The sequence below is a fragment of the Rhizobium sp. 10N427 genome (assembly GCF_056394605.1).
Genome location: NZ_JBFTID010000005.1, coordinates 239919 through 255091, shown reverse-complemented (window position 1 = coordinate 255091; position 15173 = coordinate 239919). Strand labels below are relative to the sequence as shown.

The 15173-nt window shown below is 63.1% G+C and carries 14 protein-coding genes; 6 read left to right on the top strand and 8 right to left on the bottom strand.

Annotated elements, in window-relative coordinates:
* Positions 1–14 precede the first annotated feature (14 nt).
* Both AC1DIJ_RS13345 and AC1DIJ_RS13340 read left to right on the top strand, forming a co-directional pair.
* Positions 15–980, top strand: a complete 966-nt coding sequence (locus AC1DIJ_RS13345; RefSeq protein ID WP_112444065.1) for a LysR substrate-binding domain-containing protein — start codon at positions 15–17, stop codon at positions 978–980.
* Between the two features lie 120 nt (positions 981–1100).
* Positions 1101–2129, top strand: coding sequence for a cell wall hydrolase (locus AC1DIJ_RS13340; protein WP_442208003.1), 1029 nt, complete (start codon positions 1101–1103; stop codon positions 2127–2129).
* 293 nt (positions 2130–2422) lie between these two features.
* Here AC1DIJ_RS13340 and AC1DIJ_RS13335 read toward each other — a convergent pair whose 3' ends face one another.
* The 6 genes from AC1DIJ_RS13335 to AC1DIJ_RS13310 all read right to left on the bottom strand — a co-directional run bounded on the left by AC1DIJ_RS13335 (position 2423) and on the right by AC1DIJ_RS13310 (position 10527).
* Entirely contained in the window at positions 2423–3139 is a 717-nt protein-coding gene (locus AC1DIJ_RS13335) for a L,D-transpeptidase (protein ID WP_112386362.1), read from the bottom strand.
* Between the two features lie 180 nt (positions 3140–3319).
* Positions 3320–4201 carry a L,D-transpeptidase gene (locus tag AC1DIJ_RS13330; RefSeq protein WP_112386363.1) on the bottom strand — a complete coding sequence of 294 codons (882 nt, stop codon included), beginning with the start codon at positions 4199–4201 and terminating at the stop codon, positions 3320–3322.
* 88 nt (positions 4202–4289) lie between these two features.
* Positions 4290–5210, bottom strand: coding sequence for an alpha/beta hydrolase family protein (locus AC1DIJ_RS13325; protein WP_112386364.1), 921 nt, complete (start codon positions 5208–5210; stop codon positions 4290–4292).
* 107 nt (positions 5211–5317) lie between these two features.
* Complete coding sequence (locus tag AC1DIJ_RS13320; RefSeq protein WP_112386365.1) at positions 5318–6946, bottom strand: cisplatin damage response ATP-dependent DNA ligase; 1629 nt, start codon at positions 6944–6946, stop codon at positions 5318–5320.
* 217 nt (positions 6947–7163) lie between these two features.
* Entirely contained in the window at positions 7164–8174 is a 1011-nt protein-coding gene (locus AC1DIJ_RS13315; RefSeq protein ID WP_112386367.1) for a ligase-associated DNA damage response exonuclease, read from the bottom strand.
* Positions 8175–8241: 67 nt separating this feature from the next.
* Entirely contained in the window at positions 8242–10527 is a 2286-nt protein-coding gene (locus tag AC1DIJ_RS13310; protein ID WP_112386368.1) for an EAL domain-containing protein, read from the bottom strand.
* Between the two features lie 241 nt (positions 10528–10768).
* Between AC1DIJ_RS13310 and AC1DIJ_RS13305 the strand changes: the two genes are divergently transcribed.
* Together AC1DIJ_RS13305 and AC1DIJ_RS13300 are read left to right on the top strand one after the other, a co-directional pair.
* Entirely contained in the window at positions 10769–12094 is a 1326-nt protein-coding gene (locus tag AC1DIJ_RS13305; protein ID WP_112386369.1) for a TIGR03808 family TAT-translocated repetitive protein, read from the top strand.
* Positions 12095–12191: 97 nt separating this feature from the next.
* Complete coding sequence (locus AC1DIJ_RS13300) at positions 12192–12851, top strand: glutathione S-transferase family protein (RefSeq protein WP_112386370.1); 660 nt, start codon at positions 12192–12194, stop codon at positions 12849–12851.
* Here the strand turns inward: AC1DIJ_RS13300 and AC1DIJ_RS13295 are convergent, their stop codons facing one another.
* Positions 12852–13748, bottom strand: coding sequence for a LysR substrate-binding domain-containing protein (locus AC1DIJ_RS13295; protein ID WP_112386371.1), 897 nt, complete (start codon positions 13746–13748; stop codon positions 12852–12854). It abuts the gene before it with no gap.
* A 155-nt stretch (positions 13749–13903) separates the two neighbouring features.
* Here AC1DIJ_RS13295 and AC1DIJ_RS13290 point away from each other — a divergent pair, with 155 nt between their 5' ends.
* The gene (locus AC1DIJ_RS13290; protein WP_112386372.1) at positions 13904–14086 is read left to right on the top strand and encodes a hypothetical protein; all 183 of its coding nucleotides are present in this window, start codon (positions 13904–13906) and stop codon (positions 14084–14086) included.
* A 108-nt stretch (positions 14087–14194) separates the two neighbouring features.
* Complete coding sequence (locus AC1DIJ_RS13285; protein WP_112386373.1) at positions 14195–14557, top strand: MmcQ/YjbR family DNA-binding protein; 363 nt, start codon at positions 14195–14197, stop codon at positions 14555–14557.
* Here AC1DIJ_RS13285 and AC1DIJ_RS13280 read toward each other — a convergent pair.
* Entirely contained in the window at positions 14548–15168 is a 621-nt protein-coding gene (locus tag AC1DIJ_RS13280; RefSeq protein WP_112386374.1) for a glutathione S-transferase family protein, read from the bottom strand. The genes AC1DIJ_RS13285 and AC1DIJ_RS13280 overlap by 10 nt on opposite strands.
* Positions 15169–15173: the final 5 nt, after the last annotated feature.

The following is a 15173-nucleotide window of genomic DNA, read 5'->3' as shown; positions in this document are numbered from 1 at the left end:
AGGTATTACTGACGATGATAAATGATTCGACCCTTCGAAAGATCGACCTGAACCTGCTCGTCGCCTTCTCGGTGCTGATGCAGGAGCGCAATGTCAGCCGCGCCGCCGAGCGCCTGCTGCTCGGGCAGCCGGGTCTTTCGGCAGCGCTGAAGCGGCTGCGCGAGGCTTTGGGCGACGAGCTTTTCGTGCGCGTCGGGCGCGGGCTGCAGCCGACGCCGCGCGCCCTTGCCATCGCGCCTGCCGTCGAGGAGGCGTTGACCTGTATCGAAAAGGCCATCCGTCCGCCCGATGCCTTCGACCCGGCGCTTTACGACGGCGAATTCCGCATCAGCATGTGCGACAATCTCGAGACCGCCTTCTTCGGCCCGCTGGCCGCGCGGCTGCGGCAGCTGGCGCCGAATGCAAGACTGATCGGTGTCGCATCCGAAAAGCGCGAAGCCGCACGGTTGCTCGATGACGGCGCTTTCGACTTCAGTGTCGCCGTACATGACGAGCCGGCCTCCTGGCATGTCCGCGAACCGCTCTTCGAACAATGCTCGATGTCGATCTACGACCCACTGCAGCTGCGTCTGAAGGCGCCGCTGGGGCTCGCCGATTTCACCGGCAATCCGCATATCGTCATCTCCTACGAAAGCGGCGATACGGCCACCAATCTGGATATCGCCCTGACGCGGATCGGCGAGAAGCGGACGATTGCCGCCAGCGTGCCGCGCTTGTCGGCGCTGCCGACGGCGCTGAAAGCGATGCCGGCGATTGCCACCGTTCCAGAAGCGATTGCCCGCTGCATGGCGCAGCTGCATGGGCTGTCGATCTCGCGCCTCCCCTTCGACCTTCCGGCCGATCCCGTGACCATGCTCTACCGCCGCGTCGATCAGGCGGATGGGCGCGCCGTATGGTTCCGCAAACTGTTAATCGAGGTGGCTTCAGCGGCGCTTGAGGCATCCGGATGCACGATGAGCATCTCGAAAGCGGCGGCTTAACCACTTCTTTGCCAAGCTGGGTTAAATGGCCGTTCACGAAATGTGTTTGGCATAATCGGTAACGTGAGGTACAAAGTCTCGCCGAGTGATTTGGGGCTGGACCGAAAAAACTGGGAGGCACTGCCGTTGAGGGGCAAAACCATCTCCGCGATTTTCATCGCAGGACTGGCCGTCACGGGTTGCAGCACGGCCAACGAGCCGGATGCGCTCGATGCCAAAGCGACGCCAAAGGCGAAGACCGTTGCCGCCACTCCAGGCAAGGTCACCTATAATTACACCGCCAAGGACCGCGAGTGCCTGAAGCGCGCAATGTATTTCGAATCCGAACATTCGGATCGCAACGGCTATCTCGCTGTCGGTACGGTCGTCATGAACCGGCTGACCTCGCAGGCCTATTCCGATTCCATCTGCGGCGTCGTCGGACAGAAGAAGCAGTTCGCACCCGGCGTCCTGACCCGCACGGTCGAGCCGGTTGCCGAGCCGCAGCTTGATGCCGCCGCCGACGACATTCTGCGCGGCGCCCGCCATCCGGGCGTAAAGGAAGCGATGTTCTTCCACACCGAAGGCCTGAAATTCCCCTACGGCAACATGCACTACGTGACGGCTGCCGGCGGCAACGTCTTCTACGAGAAGCGTGGCCGCGACGGCGAATTGCAGACGCCCGCCCCGATGCCGTCCTATGAAGTGGCGATGAATTACGTCGCGAACGACCAGCGCTCCGGCGCCGTCCAGTTCGCCGGCGTCGAGCAGTACACGGCTGCGGCGCAGCCTGCCCCTGCAGCCCCCGCCGTCGGCGCGCCGCAGCCATCCTCGACACAGGTCGCCTATACGCAGGTTGCCTCCGCTGATCCGGATTCACCGGCGCCGTTCGAAATCCTGCTGCCGGAAACCGGTCCGGTTCCGGCCGCAATGCCCGGCGAGGCCGCACCCGCCTTGGCCGTCCAGCCCGCCTCCACAGGTTCGCTGCCGCAGGCATCGCAAATGCAGATGCAATTCCAGGCACAGCCGGCGCCCCAGACCCTACAGCCACCATCGCTGCAGCCCGCCGCCGATGTGCTGACCCCGCCAACCCGCGTCGTCCTGCCGACGCCGCGCCCGGCATATAACAGCGCATCGCTCAATCTTGGGCCGTTGCGTTCGGGTGGTTGAGGCGAACGATTGAAAAAGCTCCCGTTTTGGGAGCTTTTTTGTAGACACGGCGTCATCAGACCACCCTCATTCCTGTGCTCGTCACAGAAATCCGGTGCGCCCCAGTCTTGGGGCGCAGGAGACTCTCAATGGGAAACGGGGATCATTCACCGCGCGGACGCGCGGTGGCTGGATTCTTGTGACAGGCACAGGAATGAGGGAGATGTGGGTGGGCCCAAAGAAAAAGGCACCCTTGTGGGGTGCCTTTTAAAGTCTATCGCGCCAGCTTTGCGCTTGCGCTTCGACCGTTTGGCCTACTGCCAGACGACGATCGGGCTCTTCTGGGGAACGCGGTCGTAGAGGTCGATGATGTCCTGGTTCAGCAGGCGGACGCAGCCGGAGGATACGGCCTTGCCGATCGAACGCCAGTCGGGATTGCCGTGCAGGCGGTAGAGCGAGTCTTCGCCATTGGAGAAGATGTAGAGCGCGCGGGCGCCGAGCGGGTTCTTGAGGCCCGGCTCCATACCGCCATTGGCGATCGAATATTTGGTGAGCTCCGGCTGGCGGGCGACCATCTCATTCGGTGGCTTCCAGCGCGGCCATTTCTGCTTCCACTGGATGACGCCGTTGCCGGACCAGGCAAAGCCCTCGCGGCCGATACCGACGCCATAGCGCATTGCCGTGCCGCCCGGCTGGACGACATAGAGGAAGCGCGAGGGCGTATCGACGACGATCGTACCCGGCGCCTGGCCGGTGGGGTCGATGACCTGCTGGCGATAGAAGCGCGGATCGATCTGCTTGTAAGGCACCGGCGGGATCAGGAAGCCGCCATCTTCGATCGGACCATACATGACTTCCAGTTCGGCATCGGTGGGAGCCGGCGTCGTCTGGAAGAGCCTGGGAACGCGGAAGGCGACGGGCTGAACGCCCGGGGCGCTGGATGTGGATGCGCAGCCGGCAAGCGCGGAGGCCGCGGTCAATGCCGAGAAAGACAGAAAGCTGCGGCGGGAAATGGGGTTTTCGAAGCTCATGGCCTGGGAGGGACTTCCTTCTGACGCGGAACCGGCCCGTAACGGCAGGCCGGTCCCCGTTTGATTCATTCGACGCAATGAACGTCTCTCAGAAATCTATCGGCCCCAGCTAAATAAACCATAGCTTCACGAAGTCTTGTCCAGCAGTGAGCGCACGATATCGGTGGCGCTGTTGCGCTGCTACATCACAACGATCTCAGCCTTGGCGGAAACCCGGTCGTAGAGATCAACGACATCCTGGTTCAGCATGCGCACGCAGCCCGACGAGGTGGCCTTGCCGATCGACTGCCATTCGGGCGTGCCGTGGATACGGTAGAGCGTGTCCTTGCCGTCATGGAAGATATACATGGCGCGGGCGCCGAGCGGATTGCCGAGGCCGGGGTTCATGCCGCCGTTCTCGGCGGAGAAGGAGCGCACGTCCGGCTGGCGCTGAACCATTTCATCGGGCGGCGTCCAGCGCGGCCATTTCTGCTTCCACTGGATCACACCACGGCCCGACCAGGCATAGCCCTCGCGGCCGAGACCGACGCCGTAGCGCATGGCCTTGCCATTGGGCTCGATAAGATAGAGGTGCTTGGTCCGGGTATCGACGACGATCGTCCCGGGCTTCTCGTTGCTCGGATAATCGACTTCCTGGCGCAGGTACTCGGAACTGACGCGGCTGACGGGAATTGCCGGCAGCCGGAAATCGCCATCCTGCTTTTCGGCATACATCGCGACGCTCACCGGATTGCTGACCGGCAGGCCGTAGGTCCGGCTGGATGCAGCACTTGGGATGCCGTAGGTGACGCCCGGATCGGCGGCGCCCAAGGTCCGGCCGGGGATGCCGTAGCTCTGATTGTAGATCGTCGCCGGAACGCCGGGTCTCTGCGGCACCGGCGCATCGATTGGGCGGACGCGATTGGGATTGGTGCCCGGCTGATAGAAGACCGGCGCGGTCTCCTGGACGAAACGGGCGGGATCGGTGGCGCCGGTATCGGGGATCAGCACGTTGCAGCCGGCAAGAGACATGGCAGCAACAGCAAGCCCGGCAAGAGGGAGCACCCGGCGCAAGAATTCCATAAATCCACCCTTATCGAAATCGGCAGAGAAACATATCTGCCGGGAGGATGGCATTTGCGGCTGGCGTGAAGCTGGTGTCGGGGTGCCCTTACGCTGCCACGCCCTGGAAGAAATGGATGCTCTGGGCGATCTCGGCCGGGAGTGCGGATGTGTGGTTGCCGGCCACCGTATCGGTTTCGATGCGGATGCCGGCGCGGCGCGCGCGGCGGGCGAGCAGGTCGGCGCGGTCGTTGAAGTGGTCTTCCTCGGTGCCGTGCATGACGCGCAGCGGGCATTTGAAGCTTTCGGCATAGCAGAGCGCCGTGCGAACCTCGAATTCGCGCTCGTTGCTGTCGTCGAAACGAATGTCCTGCGGGTAGCGGTTGAAGAAACGGAAGGCGTCCGGATTGCCGGAGATCGGGGCTGCGGCGCGGAACTTGTGGGTGGACATCGAAGCCAGCATGGTCAGCGTGCCGCCGATGCTGTGGCCGGCGATGAAGAGGCGATTCTGATCGACACCCGGCAGATGCGCCATGCGATCGGCGGCGGCGAGAACGTCGTCCACTTCGTCGTAGAAGCCGGAGAAATTGCCCATCTGGCCGTTTTCACCGCGCACCGAGGGCATCATCACCACGAAACCGGCATCCATATAGGGCTTCATCAGGTTCCAGTGGCCCATGCCCATGGCATTGCCGCCGTGGAGGAAGAGCACGGCGGGTTTCGGCTGGCGGGTGCGCTTGTATTTGCTGACCCAGGCGACGAGCTCAAGTTCGCTGCCGGCGCCCGAGCGGTAGAAGATCTGATCGCCATCTGCGGGGGCAACGAGGTTTTCGTATTTGTCCGGGGCCGGTCCCTTCTGCAGCAGCTTGGTGCGGAAATGGGTTCGCACCTTGGCGTAGTCGTGCGCGATCAGCTTCGGCTTCAGGGGAACATCGAAAGCGCGGGCCATCCCCGGCAGCAGCAGGCTTCCAGCAAGACCCGCAAGAACCGAGCGGCGCTGACGGAAGAAGGCATTCTGGTCATCGGTCATTGTTCAGCACTCTATGTACCCGGCCCTCAAAATGTGCCTGCAAACTCTGTTGCGGCCAATACACATTGTGTTGAAAATGTGATCCTGCGGCATTTTGCGCACAGCCGCTATTCCGCCGCCTTCGCATCGATCATCGCCACCAGCGTTTCCAGACGGTCGGCCTCATAACTCGGCTTGTCCGGACGCAGGCGGGAGATACGCGGGAAGCGCATGGCGACGCCGGATTTGTGGCGGGTCGAACGGTTGATGCCCTCGAAGGCGACCTCGACCACGAAGCCGAACTCCTTGTCGGCCCGCACGGCGCGGACGGGGCCGAAACGTTCGGTCGTGTTGTTGCGCACGAACTTGTCCAGCACTTCGAGTTCCTGGTCGGTGAAGCCGAAATAGGCCTTGCCGACGGGTACCAGCTGCTCTCCATCAGGCATCTCGGCCCAGACGCCGAAGGTGAAATCGGAATAATAGCTGGAGCGCTTGCCGTGGCCGCGCTGCGCATACATCAGCACGGCATCGACATTGTAGGGGTTGCGCTTCCACTTGAACCACGGCCCCTTCATACGGCCAGCCTGGTAGATGCTGTCGCGGCGCTTGATCATCACGCCTTCGATGACGGGATCGGGCGGCGTGGAGCGCAACTCGTCGAGCTCGTCCCAGGTCGTGAAATCAACCAGCGGCGAGAGGTCGAACCGGTCGTGCGGCGCCTGTTCGATGATCTCAGAGAGGCGATCCCGGCGCTCGGTGTAGATATTCCCACGCACGTCCTCCTCGCCATCGAAAAGCAAGTCATAGGCGCGGATGAAGGCCGGATATTCTTCCAGCATCTTGCCCGAGACGGTCTTGCGGTTCAGCCGCTGCTGCAGGTCGGAGAAGGTGCGGGTCGGATTGTTGGAACGCGCCGTGCCGCCGACCAGGAGTTCGCCATCGACCACGCCGTTGAAGCTGATCGAGTCCAATATATCGGGAAAGGCGCCTGAAATGTCGTCGCCGGAGCGGGAATAGATCTTTCGCGTCTCGCCGGCACGCGACAGCTGGACGCGGATGCCGTCCCATTTCCATTCCGCGGCGTAATCCTTGGGGTCGAGATTGGTCAGATCGCCTTCCTCGACGGGATTGGCCAGCATGACGGAATGGAAGATCGCCGGCGTTGCCAGGATCGGCTTGCCGCCCTTGCCTTCCAGCCATTCGAAAAGCGATTCGTAGGGCGGCTCGAGGCCGTGCCAGAGGGTCTCGATCTCGGTGACGTCCTTTGCCCCAAGCTCGGCGAGCGCCTGTTTGGCGAGGCGGGCCGAGACGCCGATGCGCAAGGCGCCGGTGGCGAGCTTGATGAAGGCGAAGCGGCCGGAAGAATCCAGCCGGTCGAGGAGATCACGGACATAGCTGCGGACTTCGGTGCGTCCCAGCGCATTCATCTGGCTGATCACTTCGCCGAGGCGAGGCTGGGCGAGCGCGGAGCGCTCGATGTCCTTTTCGTTATCCCAGACCAGCGAAATGGTTTCGGCGAGATCGCCGACATAGTCGTAGGAATAGCGAAACAACACCTCGTCCATGCGCTCCAGCACCAGTTCGCGGAGCATGGCGGGCTTGACGTTGCGGACCTCCAGCGTACCGGCGATGGCGGCGAGACCGTAGCCGCGGTCGGGATCGGGCGTGTCGCGGAAGTAATCGGTGAGGAGTTTGAGCTTGCCGTTGCGCGAGGGGGTGAGGACCAGCCGGTCGAGGAGGTCGGCGAAGGGTTTCATGGGGCCACCTCGCAGAGGTGCCGTGGGTTACCCCCCTCTGCCCTGCCGGGCATCTCCCCCTCAAGGGGGGAGATCGGCAAGTGGTTGGATTCTCCCCAAACAATCAATTTAGGGCGAGCGGCTGCGCCCAGCCAATCTCCCCACCTGTGGGGGAGATGCCCGGCAGGGCAGAGGGGGGCTGGCGGGGCGCGATGGCCGGCGGACATAAGCTCCACCATCAATCCCCCTCGTCCTCATAGCCCACCAGATGCAGCGGCCGGGCTTTCACGCCCTGCAACTCGCACCAGCGCACCAGCGCCTCCTCGCGCCCATGCGTCACCCAGACTTCCGCAGGGTGCAGCTCTGTGATCGTTTCGGTCAGTTCCGGCCAATCGCAATGGTCGGAGATGACGAGCGGCAGTTCGACGCCGTTCTGCTTGGCGCGCTGGCGCACCATCATCCAGCCCGAAGCGAAGGCCGGGAGCGGTTCGTGGAAGCGGCGCGCCCAGCGGTCGGCGAAGGCAGACGACGGGCCGACGACGATGGCGCCCTTGAAGGCGGACTTGTCGCGGCCTTCGACGGTGGCGGGAAGCAGTTCGCCGAGGTCGATCCCCTGCCCCTGGTAATAGGCGCAGAGCCGCTCCATGGCGCCGTGGATATAGATGGGTTGATCATATCCGGCATCGCGCAACAGGCGGATGACGCGCTGCGCCTTGCCGAGCGCATAGGCGCCGATCAGATGGGTACGCTCCGGAAACTGGCGGAGCGAGGCGAAGACCTTGCGGATTTCATCCATGGGGTCGGGATGGTGGAAGACCGGCAGGCCGAAGGTCGCCTCGGTGATGAAGACGTCGCAGGCAACAGGCTCGTAGGGGGCGCAGGTCGGGTCCGGGCGGCGCTTGTAGTCACCGGAGGCAACGATGCGGGTGCCATTCTTCTCGACGGCAATCTGCGCTGATCCGAGCACATGCCCTGCCGGATGGAAGCTCACCTTGACGCCGTTGACGTCGATCTCCTCGCCGAAGGCGGCGGCCTGTTCGCTGCCGGCGAAATCGTCGCCATAGCGCAGCCGCATGATATCGAGCGTCTGGCGCGTCGCCAGCACATGGCGGTGGCCGGGCCGTGCGTGATCGGAATGTCCGTGGGTGACGAGCGCCCGATCGACCGGCCGGACGGGATCGATATAGAATCCGCCCTCCGGGCAGAAAAGGCCTTCGGGGGCCGGATACAGCAAGGCGTCGGGTCGCATCATCCGCTTGAAGATAGCGGGAATGATGCGAAGAGCCAGAGGCAGCCAGAAATTGGCCGGATGCCGCCTATTTCAAGAGCTTCACCACCTCATCGACAGGCAGCGGCTTGGCAAACCTGTAGCCCTGGGCCTCCTCGCACTTCGCCCATCGCAAGAATTCCAGCTGGGCGTCGCTTTCGACACCTTCGGCGACGACTGTGAGCTTCAGGGTCTTGGCGAGCGAGATGACGGCGGAGGCGATGGCGACGGCGGTCTTGTCGGCCGGGAGCGCTTCCACCAGCGAGCGGTCCATCTTCAGGCGGTCGAAGGGGAAGGTCTTCAGGGCCGCGAGGCTGGAATAGCCGGAGCCGAAATCGTCGATCGACAGGCGTACGCCGAGCCGGTGCAGGCGCGCCATGATGCCGAGTGCCTTGTCGACATCCTGCATGACGGTGCTCTCCGTTAGTTCGAGCTCCAGCCAGCGCGGATCGAGGCGGTGGCGCTCCAGCGCCTCATGGACATGGCAGGCAAAGTCGGGATCAGCGAACTGCCTGGCAGAAACGTTGACGGCGACGGTGACCGGATTCAGCCCCTGATCCTGCCAGTCGCGGGCCTGGCGGCAAGCCTCGTTCAGAACCCAGAGACCAAGCTGGATGATCAGCCCGGTTTCTTCGGCGAGCGGGATGAAATTGCCGGGCGGCACCAGGCCGCGCTGCGGATGCTGCCAGCGCACCAGCGCCTCAAGCCCGGCGGTTCGGCCAGAGGCGACCTCGACCTGCAGCTGATAGTGCAGACGCAGCTGATCGCCGACGATCGCCTGGCGCAGCTCCTCTTCTTCGCTGAGCGGAATATCGACGGCGTTTTCACCGTCGCCGCTATGATATTGCAGCGTGTTGCGGCCGAGTTCCTTGGCGCGGTACATCGCCTGATCGGCATTGGCGAGCAGCTCTTCGGGCGTACTGCCGCCCGAGGGAAAGGCCGCCACACCGATGCTGCTGGTGACCAGCAGCTCCTCGCCATCCAGCGATACCGGCCGGGTGATGGCCTTCTGCAGCTCCCGAAGGCGGCGCAGGATACCAGCGTCGTGGCTGGACTGGTGGACGAGCACGACAAGGAATTCGTCGCCGCCGAGGCGGACAACCATGTCGGAGGCGCGGACGCAATTGGCCATGCGCGCGGCCAGCTCCTTCAGCACCTCGTCGCCTGCGGCATGGCCGCGGCTGTCGTTGATGTCCTTGAAATTATCGAGGTCGATATAGGCGACGGTGACCTTGCGGTTGTTGCGCCCGGCCTGAAACAGCGTCTTGGCCATGCGCTCCTTCAGGAAGGCACGGTTCGGCAGGCCCGTCAGATCGTCGTGATGAGCCATGAAATAGATGCGCTCGTCGCCGCGCTTGCGCTCGATGGCGATGCCGGCGATGTGGGTGGCGAGCGCCACCATCTCCATCTCGTGGGCGGTCGGCTCGCGGACGGTGTTCGAATAGAGCGCGAAGGTGCCGAGCACATTGTTCTGCGAGGTCAGGACCGGCGCCGACCAGCAGGAACGGAGTCCGAATTCGGCGGCCACGCCACGGAAATCCTCCCAGAGCGGATCAACAGTCACATCGGAGACGATGACCGGCTTGCCGCGCCAGGCGGCCGTGCCGCAGGAGCCGACCTTGGGGCCGATCGGGGTGCCGTCGATCAGCCTGCTATAGGCGCCGGGCATGCTGGGTGCAGCACCATGCAGGAGACGCGTACCGTCACGATCGAGAAGCAGGATCGAGCCGGCAATCCCGTCAAGCTCCGCCTCGACCAGCAGCACCAGTGCTTCCAGGATCATTTCCAGCGGCTCGTTGCGGGCGATCATTTCCAGGAGCGCCGACTGGCCGCGGCGGAGGTCTTCCTGGCGCTTGCGCTCGGTAATATCGCGAGAAACGCCGATCAGGCCGACAACCTCGCCGCGATCGTTGCGCAGCGGGATCTTCGAGGTCAGGCGGCACATGGGCTTGCCACCGGCCACGGGAATGATTTCCTCCATGTCCAGTGCCGGGACGCCCGTCGACATGATCTCCTGCTCGACATCGAAGTATTTGCGGGCAAGATCGAAATCGAAGAGATCGAAGTCGCGCTTGCCGGCGATGTCGGCGGCATTGTCGAAATTGTGGCTGCGTGCAACGACGGCATTGGCAAAGACGAAACGGCTGTCGCGATCCTTGACGTAGAGAAAATCGGGAAGCTCGTGGACGATCGCCTTGAGACGCAGGTTCTCGATGCCATCGGAGTGATGGCGGGCGTTGGCGGCCATCATGGTTTCCGTCGCAGCGACCAGCCGCCTCGTCTCTTCTGCCAGCTCGCCGTCAGACTGCCATTGCGTGGCACTCATTTCATTCATGACGACACTCCGGCCGGCCTGGCGCCGGTGCGCTTGAAAAGTGACAATTGAAACTATGGGCAAGCTAACCGGGATTTCCTTCGGCTTGCTTAAATGGAAAGGTGAACGGGCGCCAAATAATTACCCGCAAGAGTTTGGCATTCGGCGCCCCGGTTACTACAGCGCAAGGTTTTTGTGCCAAAAACAGGCATGCGCCAATGCGCCGATATCTGTTTCAGGGGCAACGCGCGAAAGGTCTGACATGTACAACCGCCGGGCTATACTTGGGCTCTTCGTATCCAGCCTTGCCCTGATTTCCGCAAGCCGCGCCTCGGCGGCCAGCAAAGCACCAGCGCTGCGCGGCGCGCTCGACGCTTCAAGTCTGCCGAAGGGCAGCCTGCAGGCGATGATCGACGAGGCGGCGAGAAGCGGCGCACCGCTCTACCTGCCGCCCGGCACCTACAAGGCGACAAACCTGATGCTGCCTGACGGGACGCGGATAGCCGGCGTATCCGGCGCCTCGCGCATCCTGCACCGGGGATCGGTGAATTCAGCCGCGGGTGCCGCGCGCATCGAACTGTCAGGCATCGTCATCGAGAGCGACGGCGGCACCAGCGGCGAGCTGAACGGCGGGATGGTGCAGCTCACCGGGATCAGCGCGCTCTCGATCGACAATTGCGAATTCCGGGGCGGGGCCAAGCATGGCCTGCGGCTGGAAGGCTGCGCCGGGCGGGTCGAGCGCTCACGCTTTTCCGGTGCCGGGCAGGCAGGCATCTTCGCCGTCAATTCGACGGGGCTGACCATCGACGGCAATACCGTTGGCGATTGCGGCAATGGCGGCATTCTCGTGCACCGATACGACAAGGGCGAGGACAACAGCGTGGTGACGGGCAACCGCATTGCCCGCATCCGCGCCGATGACGGCGGCACAGGAGAAAACGGCAACGGCATCAACGTCTTCCGTGCCGGTGGGGTGATGATCGCCAACAACCATATTTCCGACTGCGCTTTTACCGCCATCCGCGCCAATTCTGGCGACAACGTGCAGATCAGCGCCAATCAGTGCCTACGCTCCGGCGAGACGGCCATCTATGTCGAATTCGCCTTTCAGGGGGCGGTGGTGTCAGGCAATCTTGTCGATGGTGCCGCGAACGGCATCTCGATCGCCAATTTCAACGAGGGCGGGCGGCTGGTCAGCATCACCGGCAACGTGGTGCGCAACCTGACGCTCAAGGGTCCCTACAAGCCCGATGTCGCTTTCGGCACCGGCATCGCCGCCGAGGCGGATACGGTCATCTCGGGCAACGTCATCGAGGGCGCGCCCTACTGGGCCCTGCAACTCGGCTGGGGACCATATTTGCGCAATCTGGTGGTCACCGGAAACGTCATCCGGCAATCGGCCGTTGGCTGCGCGGTGTCGGTGGCGGATGGTGCGGGAACGGCGGTGATCACCGACAACATCTTCGAAGCCATGAAAGACGGGGCGGTGTTCGGTTATGCCTGGGAAAAGAAGGTTTCGGGCGATCTGACACAATCGGACGGCAGTGCCTATCCGCATCTGACGGTCGAGCGCAATCGTGTCCTCTGACATCCATCACAAGCTTTCATCGATTCATCAGGGACACCCCCTTCCCGGCGCGCCGGGGCGACCGTAGTTTCGCGGCAGCAAATCAGGGGACATCGACATGCTGAAGATCTACGGCGTTTACCGCTCCCGCGCATCGCGCGTCTATTGGATGGCCGAGGAGCTCGGCATTCCATTCGAATACATCCCGGTGCTGCAGTCTCACCGGCTTGCCGACCCGGCAGCGGCGGGCGCACCGCTGAACACGCGCTCGCCGGAATTTCTCGCCATCAATCCGATGGCGCTGATCCCGAGCATCAAGGACGGCGATCTTGTCATGCACGAGTCGCTGGCGATCACCGAATATCTCGCCAAGAAGCATGGCGGCCCGCTGGCGCCGAAGACGCTGGAGGAAGATGCGCTGATCAACATGTGGACCATCTGGGCCGCATCCGAGGTCGAGGTGCAAACCATTCAGCTCGTCAAGACCTATGACAATGCGCTGGAGAAAACCGAAGGCGGCAAGTCGGTGATCGCGGTAGCATCACGCCAGCTGAAGCGGCCGCTCGACGTGCTCGAACAGCATCTTACCGGGCGGGAATGGATTGCGGCTGATCGCTTCACGGCAGCCGACCTCAACGTCGCCGAAGTGCTGCGCTATGCGCAGAGCGAGCAGGCGCTCTTCGATGTGCGTCCCAATATCGACGCCTGGATCAAGCGCTGCCAGTCGCGGCCGGCTTACCTGAAGATGCAGGCCGGGCGCACCAACGAGCCTGTCTGATCAGGCAAACAGCGCCAGTGTTTCCCGCATTTCGGAGCGGATCCAATCCTTGAAGGCGCGAACCTTTTTCGGTTCGCGCGTTCCTTCCGCAGTGATGAAATAGTGGCCGAAGCCGGTCCTGGCGCGGATGCCGAACGGGGCGACCAGCTGCCCGGCCTGCAGCGAATAGCCCGCCAGCGTCTGCCAGGCGAGCATCACGCCCTGCCCCGCCATGGCGGCATCGAGGCAGAGCGAGGCGTCGTTGAAGACATGGCGTGTCGTCAGCGTCGAGCCCGAGAGACCCGCTTCACGCATCCAGACTTCCCAGGTGAACATCGCCTTGCCGTCGATGATGGCCGGAACCTCCAGGATATCGCGCGGCTCACGAAGGCCTTCGGCAATGCGTGGCGCGCAGACCGGAAACACCTCCTGCTCCAGCAGCAATTCGGCCCTGACGCCGGGCCACTGGCCATTGCCAACGCGGATACCGAGATCGACATCCGAGGCCGCCGGATTGACGAGCTTGGTCGTGGCGTCGATCCGCAGGTTGATATCGGGGAACTGTTCGGCGAAGCGATCGATGCGGTAGACCAGCCATCGCGCCGCAAAGACCGGCGCCACCGAAATCGTCAGCGTCGTCTCGTCCGTCTTCTGCGCCATCGACACGGCTTCGGAGAGGCGCGACAGCCCTTCGCTCAGCGCCGCCAGCACCGGCGCACCGGCCTCTGTCACCACCATGCCCTTAGGCGTGCGCTCGAAGATCAACTGATCCAGCTGCGCCTCGGCCTTGATCACCTGCTGGCTGACGGCACCAACGGAGACACCGAGCTCATCGGCCGCCAGCTGTAGCGAGCCGAGACGACCAACTGCCTCCAGCGCGCGCAGGCCATTCAGATGAACGGAGTTCAGATTTCGCATATAGTTTTTCTATAGCGAACTGCGGGTAAACTCAATTGAAATGAGGACAGCTGAGGCCGATACTCGGGGCATAACTTGTACCGGACCTCAACATAAGCAGCGCCTCCCAAGCATGCTATCGTGAGAAGCCGGCAATAGAGAAAGTGAGGCAAGCCATGTCATTGCTGAAGTTTTTCTGGAGCGACAGAGACTCCAAGCACGAACGGGAGATCAACGAGCCGGCCGCCGATCGCGCGATTGCCGCGATGTCTCAGCGCGAACTCGCCGATCTCCCGTCAACCTTCCCGGCGCCGCAGCCGACACGCTACGAGCTGCCACGGCTTTCAAGGTGTGCGTGAGTTTTGGCTGCAGTTGTGGCATTAGGAAGGGACGAGCGTGTGCCCCATCTAGTGCTTCAGGCAATCTGACGGGCTCCGGGCACGGTGACCCGCGGATAGGGAGCAGCCATGACGGCCGACACAATGGACAGCCTCTTTAACCGCCTGATCCGGCTTGCAGCCGAAGCGGGATTGCTGGGCGTGGAAGAAAGCACGTCCTTTGGCAACCCTGCCCTCAAGGTCGCGGGCAAGGCCTTCGTTTCGGTGAAGAGCAACGACACCCTGGTGCTGTCGATAGCCATTCCCGACAAGGAGCACCTGATCGAGATGGCGCCGGAGATCTATTTCCAGACGGACCATTACAGGGGATGGCCGTCGCTGCCGGTACGCGCCGCCAATATCGGCGACGGCGAATTGCGGCAGCGGCTGATCAATGCCTGGCTGTTCCGGGCGCCAAAGAGGCTCGCGGCCACCTTCAGCCGTCAGGCCTGATCGGCAGCCAGCGCCGCCCTGACCGCCGGACGCTCCAGCATCCGCGCATGATGAGCGGAGACCTTGGGGAACCGCGCCATGTCCACACCGTCGCCGGGCAGCCACCTGGCCATGGTGAAGAGATAGGGATCGGCCACGCTATATTGTCCGCCCATCACCCAGGGGCCTTCGAGCATCTTGTCTTCGATCATCTGGAAGCTCTCAGCCATGGTCTGCGGCACCTTGGCGGCCATGGCCGCAATGGCGGCGGGATCATCGGCCCAGCGGCTGCCGCGGCGGCTATGCGCATGGTTCACGTGCACGGTCGAAGCGATATAGCTGTTGAAGGCCTGCATGCGGGCGAATTCGAAGGGATCGTCAACAGGCGCCAACTTTGCCTGCGGCGCGATTTGGGCGATATAGGCAAGGATGGCAACGCCTTCGGTCAGCACGCCGCGATCGGTGACCAGTGCTGGAACCCGGCCCTTCGGATTGATCTGCAGGTACTCAGGCGAGCGCTGCTCGCCGTCCTTGAGGCTGAGCTTTCTCGGCTCATAGGCAAGGCCCGCTTCTTCCAGCGCAATCAGCGTCGCCAGCGCGCAGGTACCCTGGCCGAAATAGAATGTCAGCATGGTGA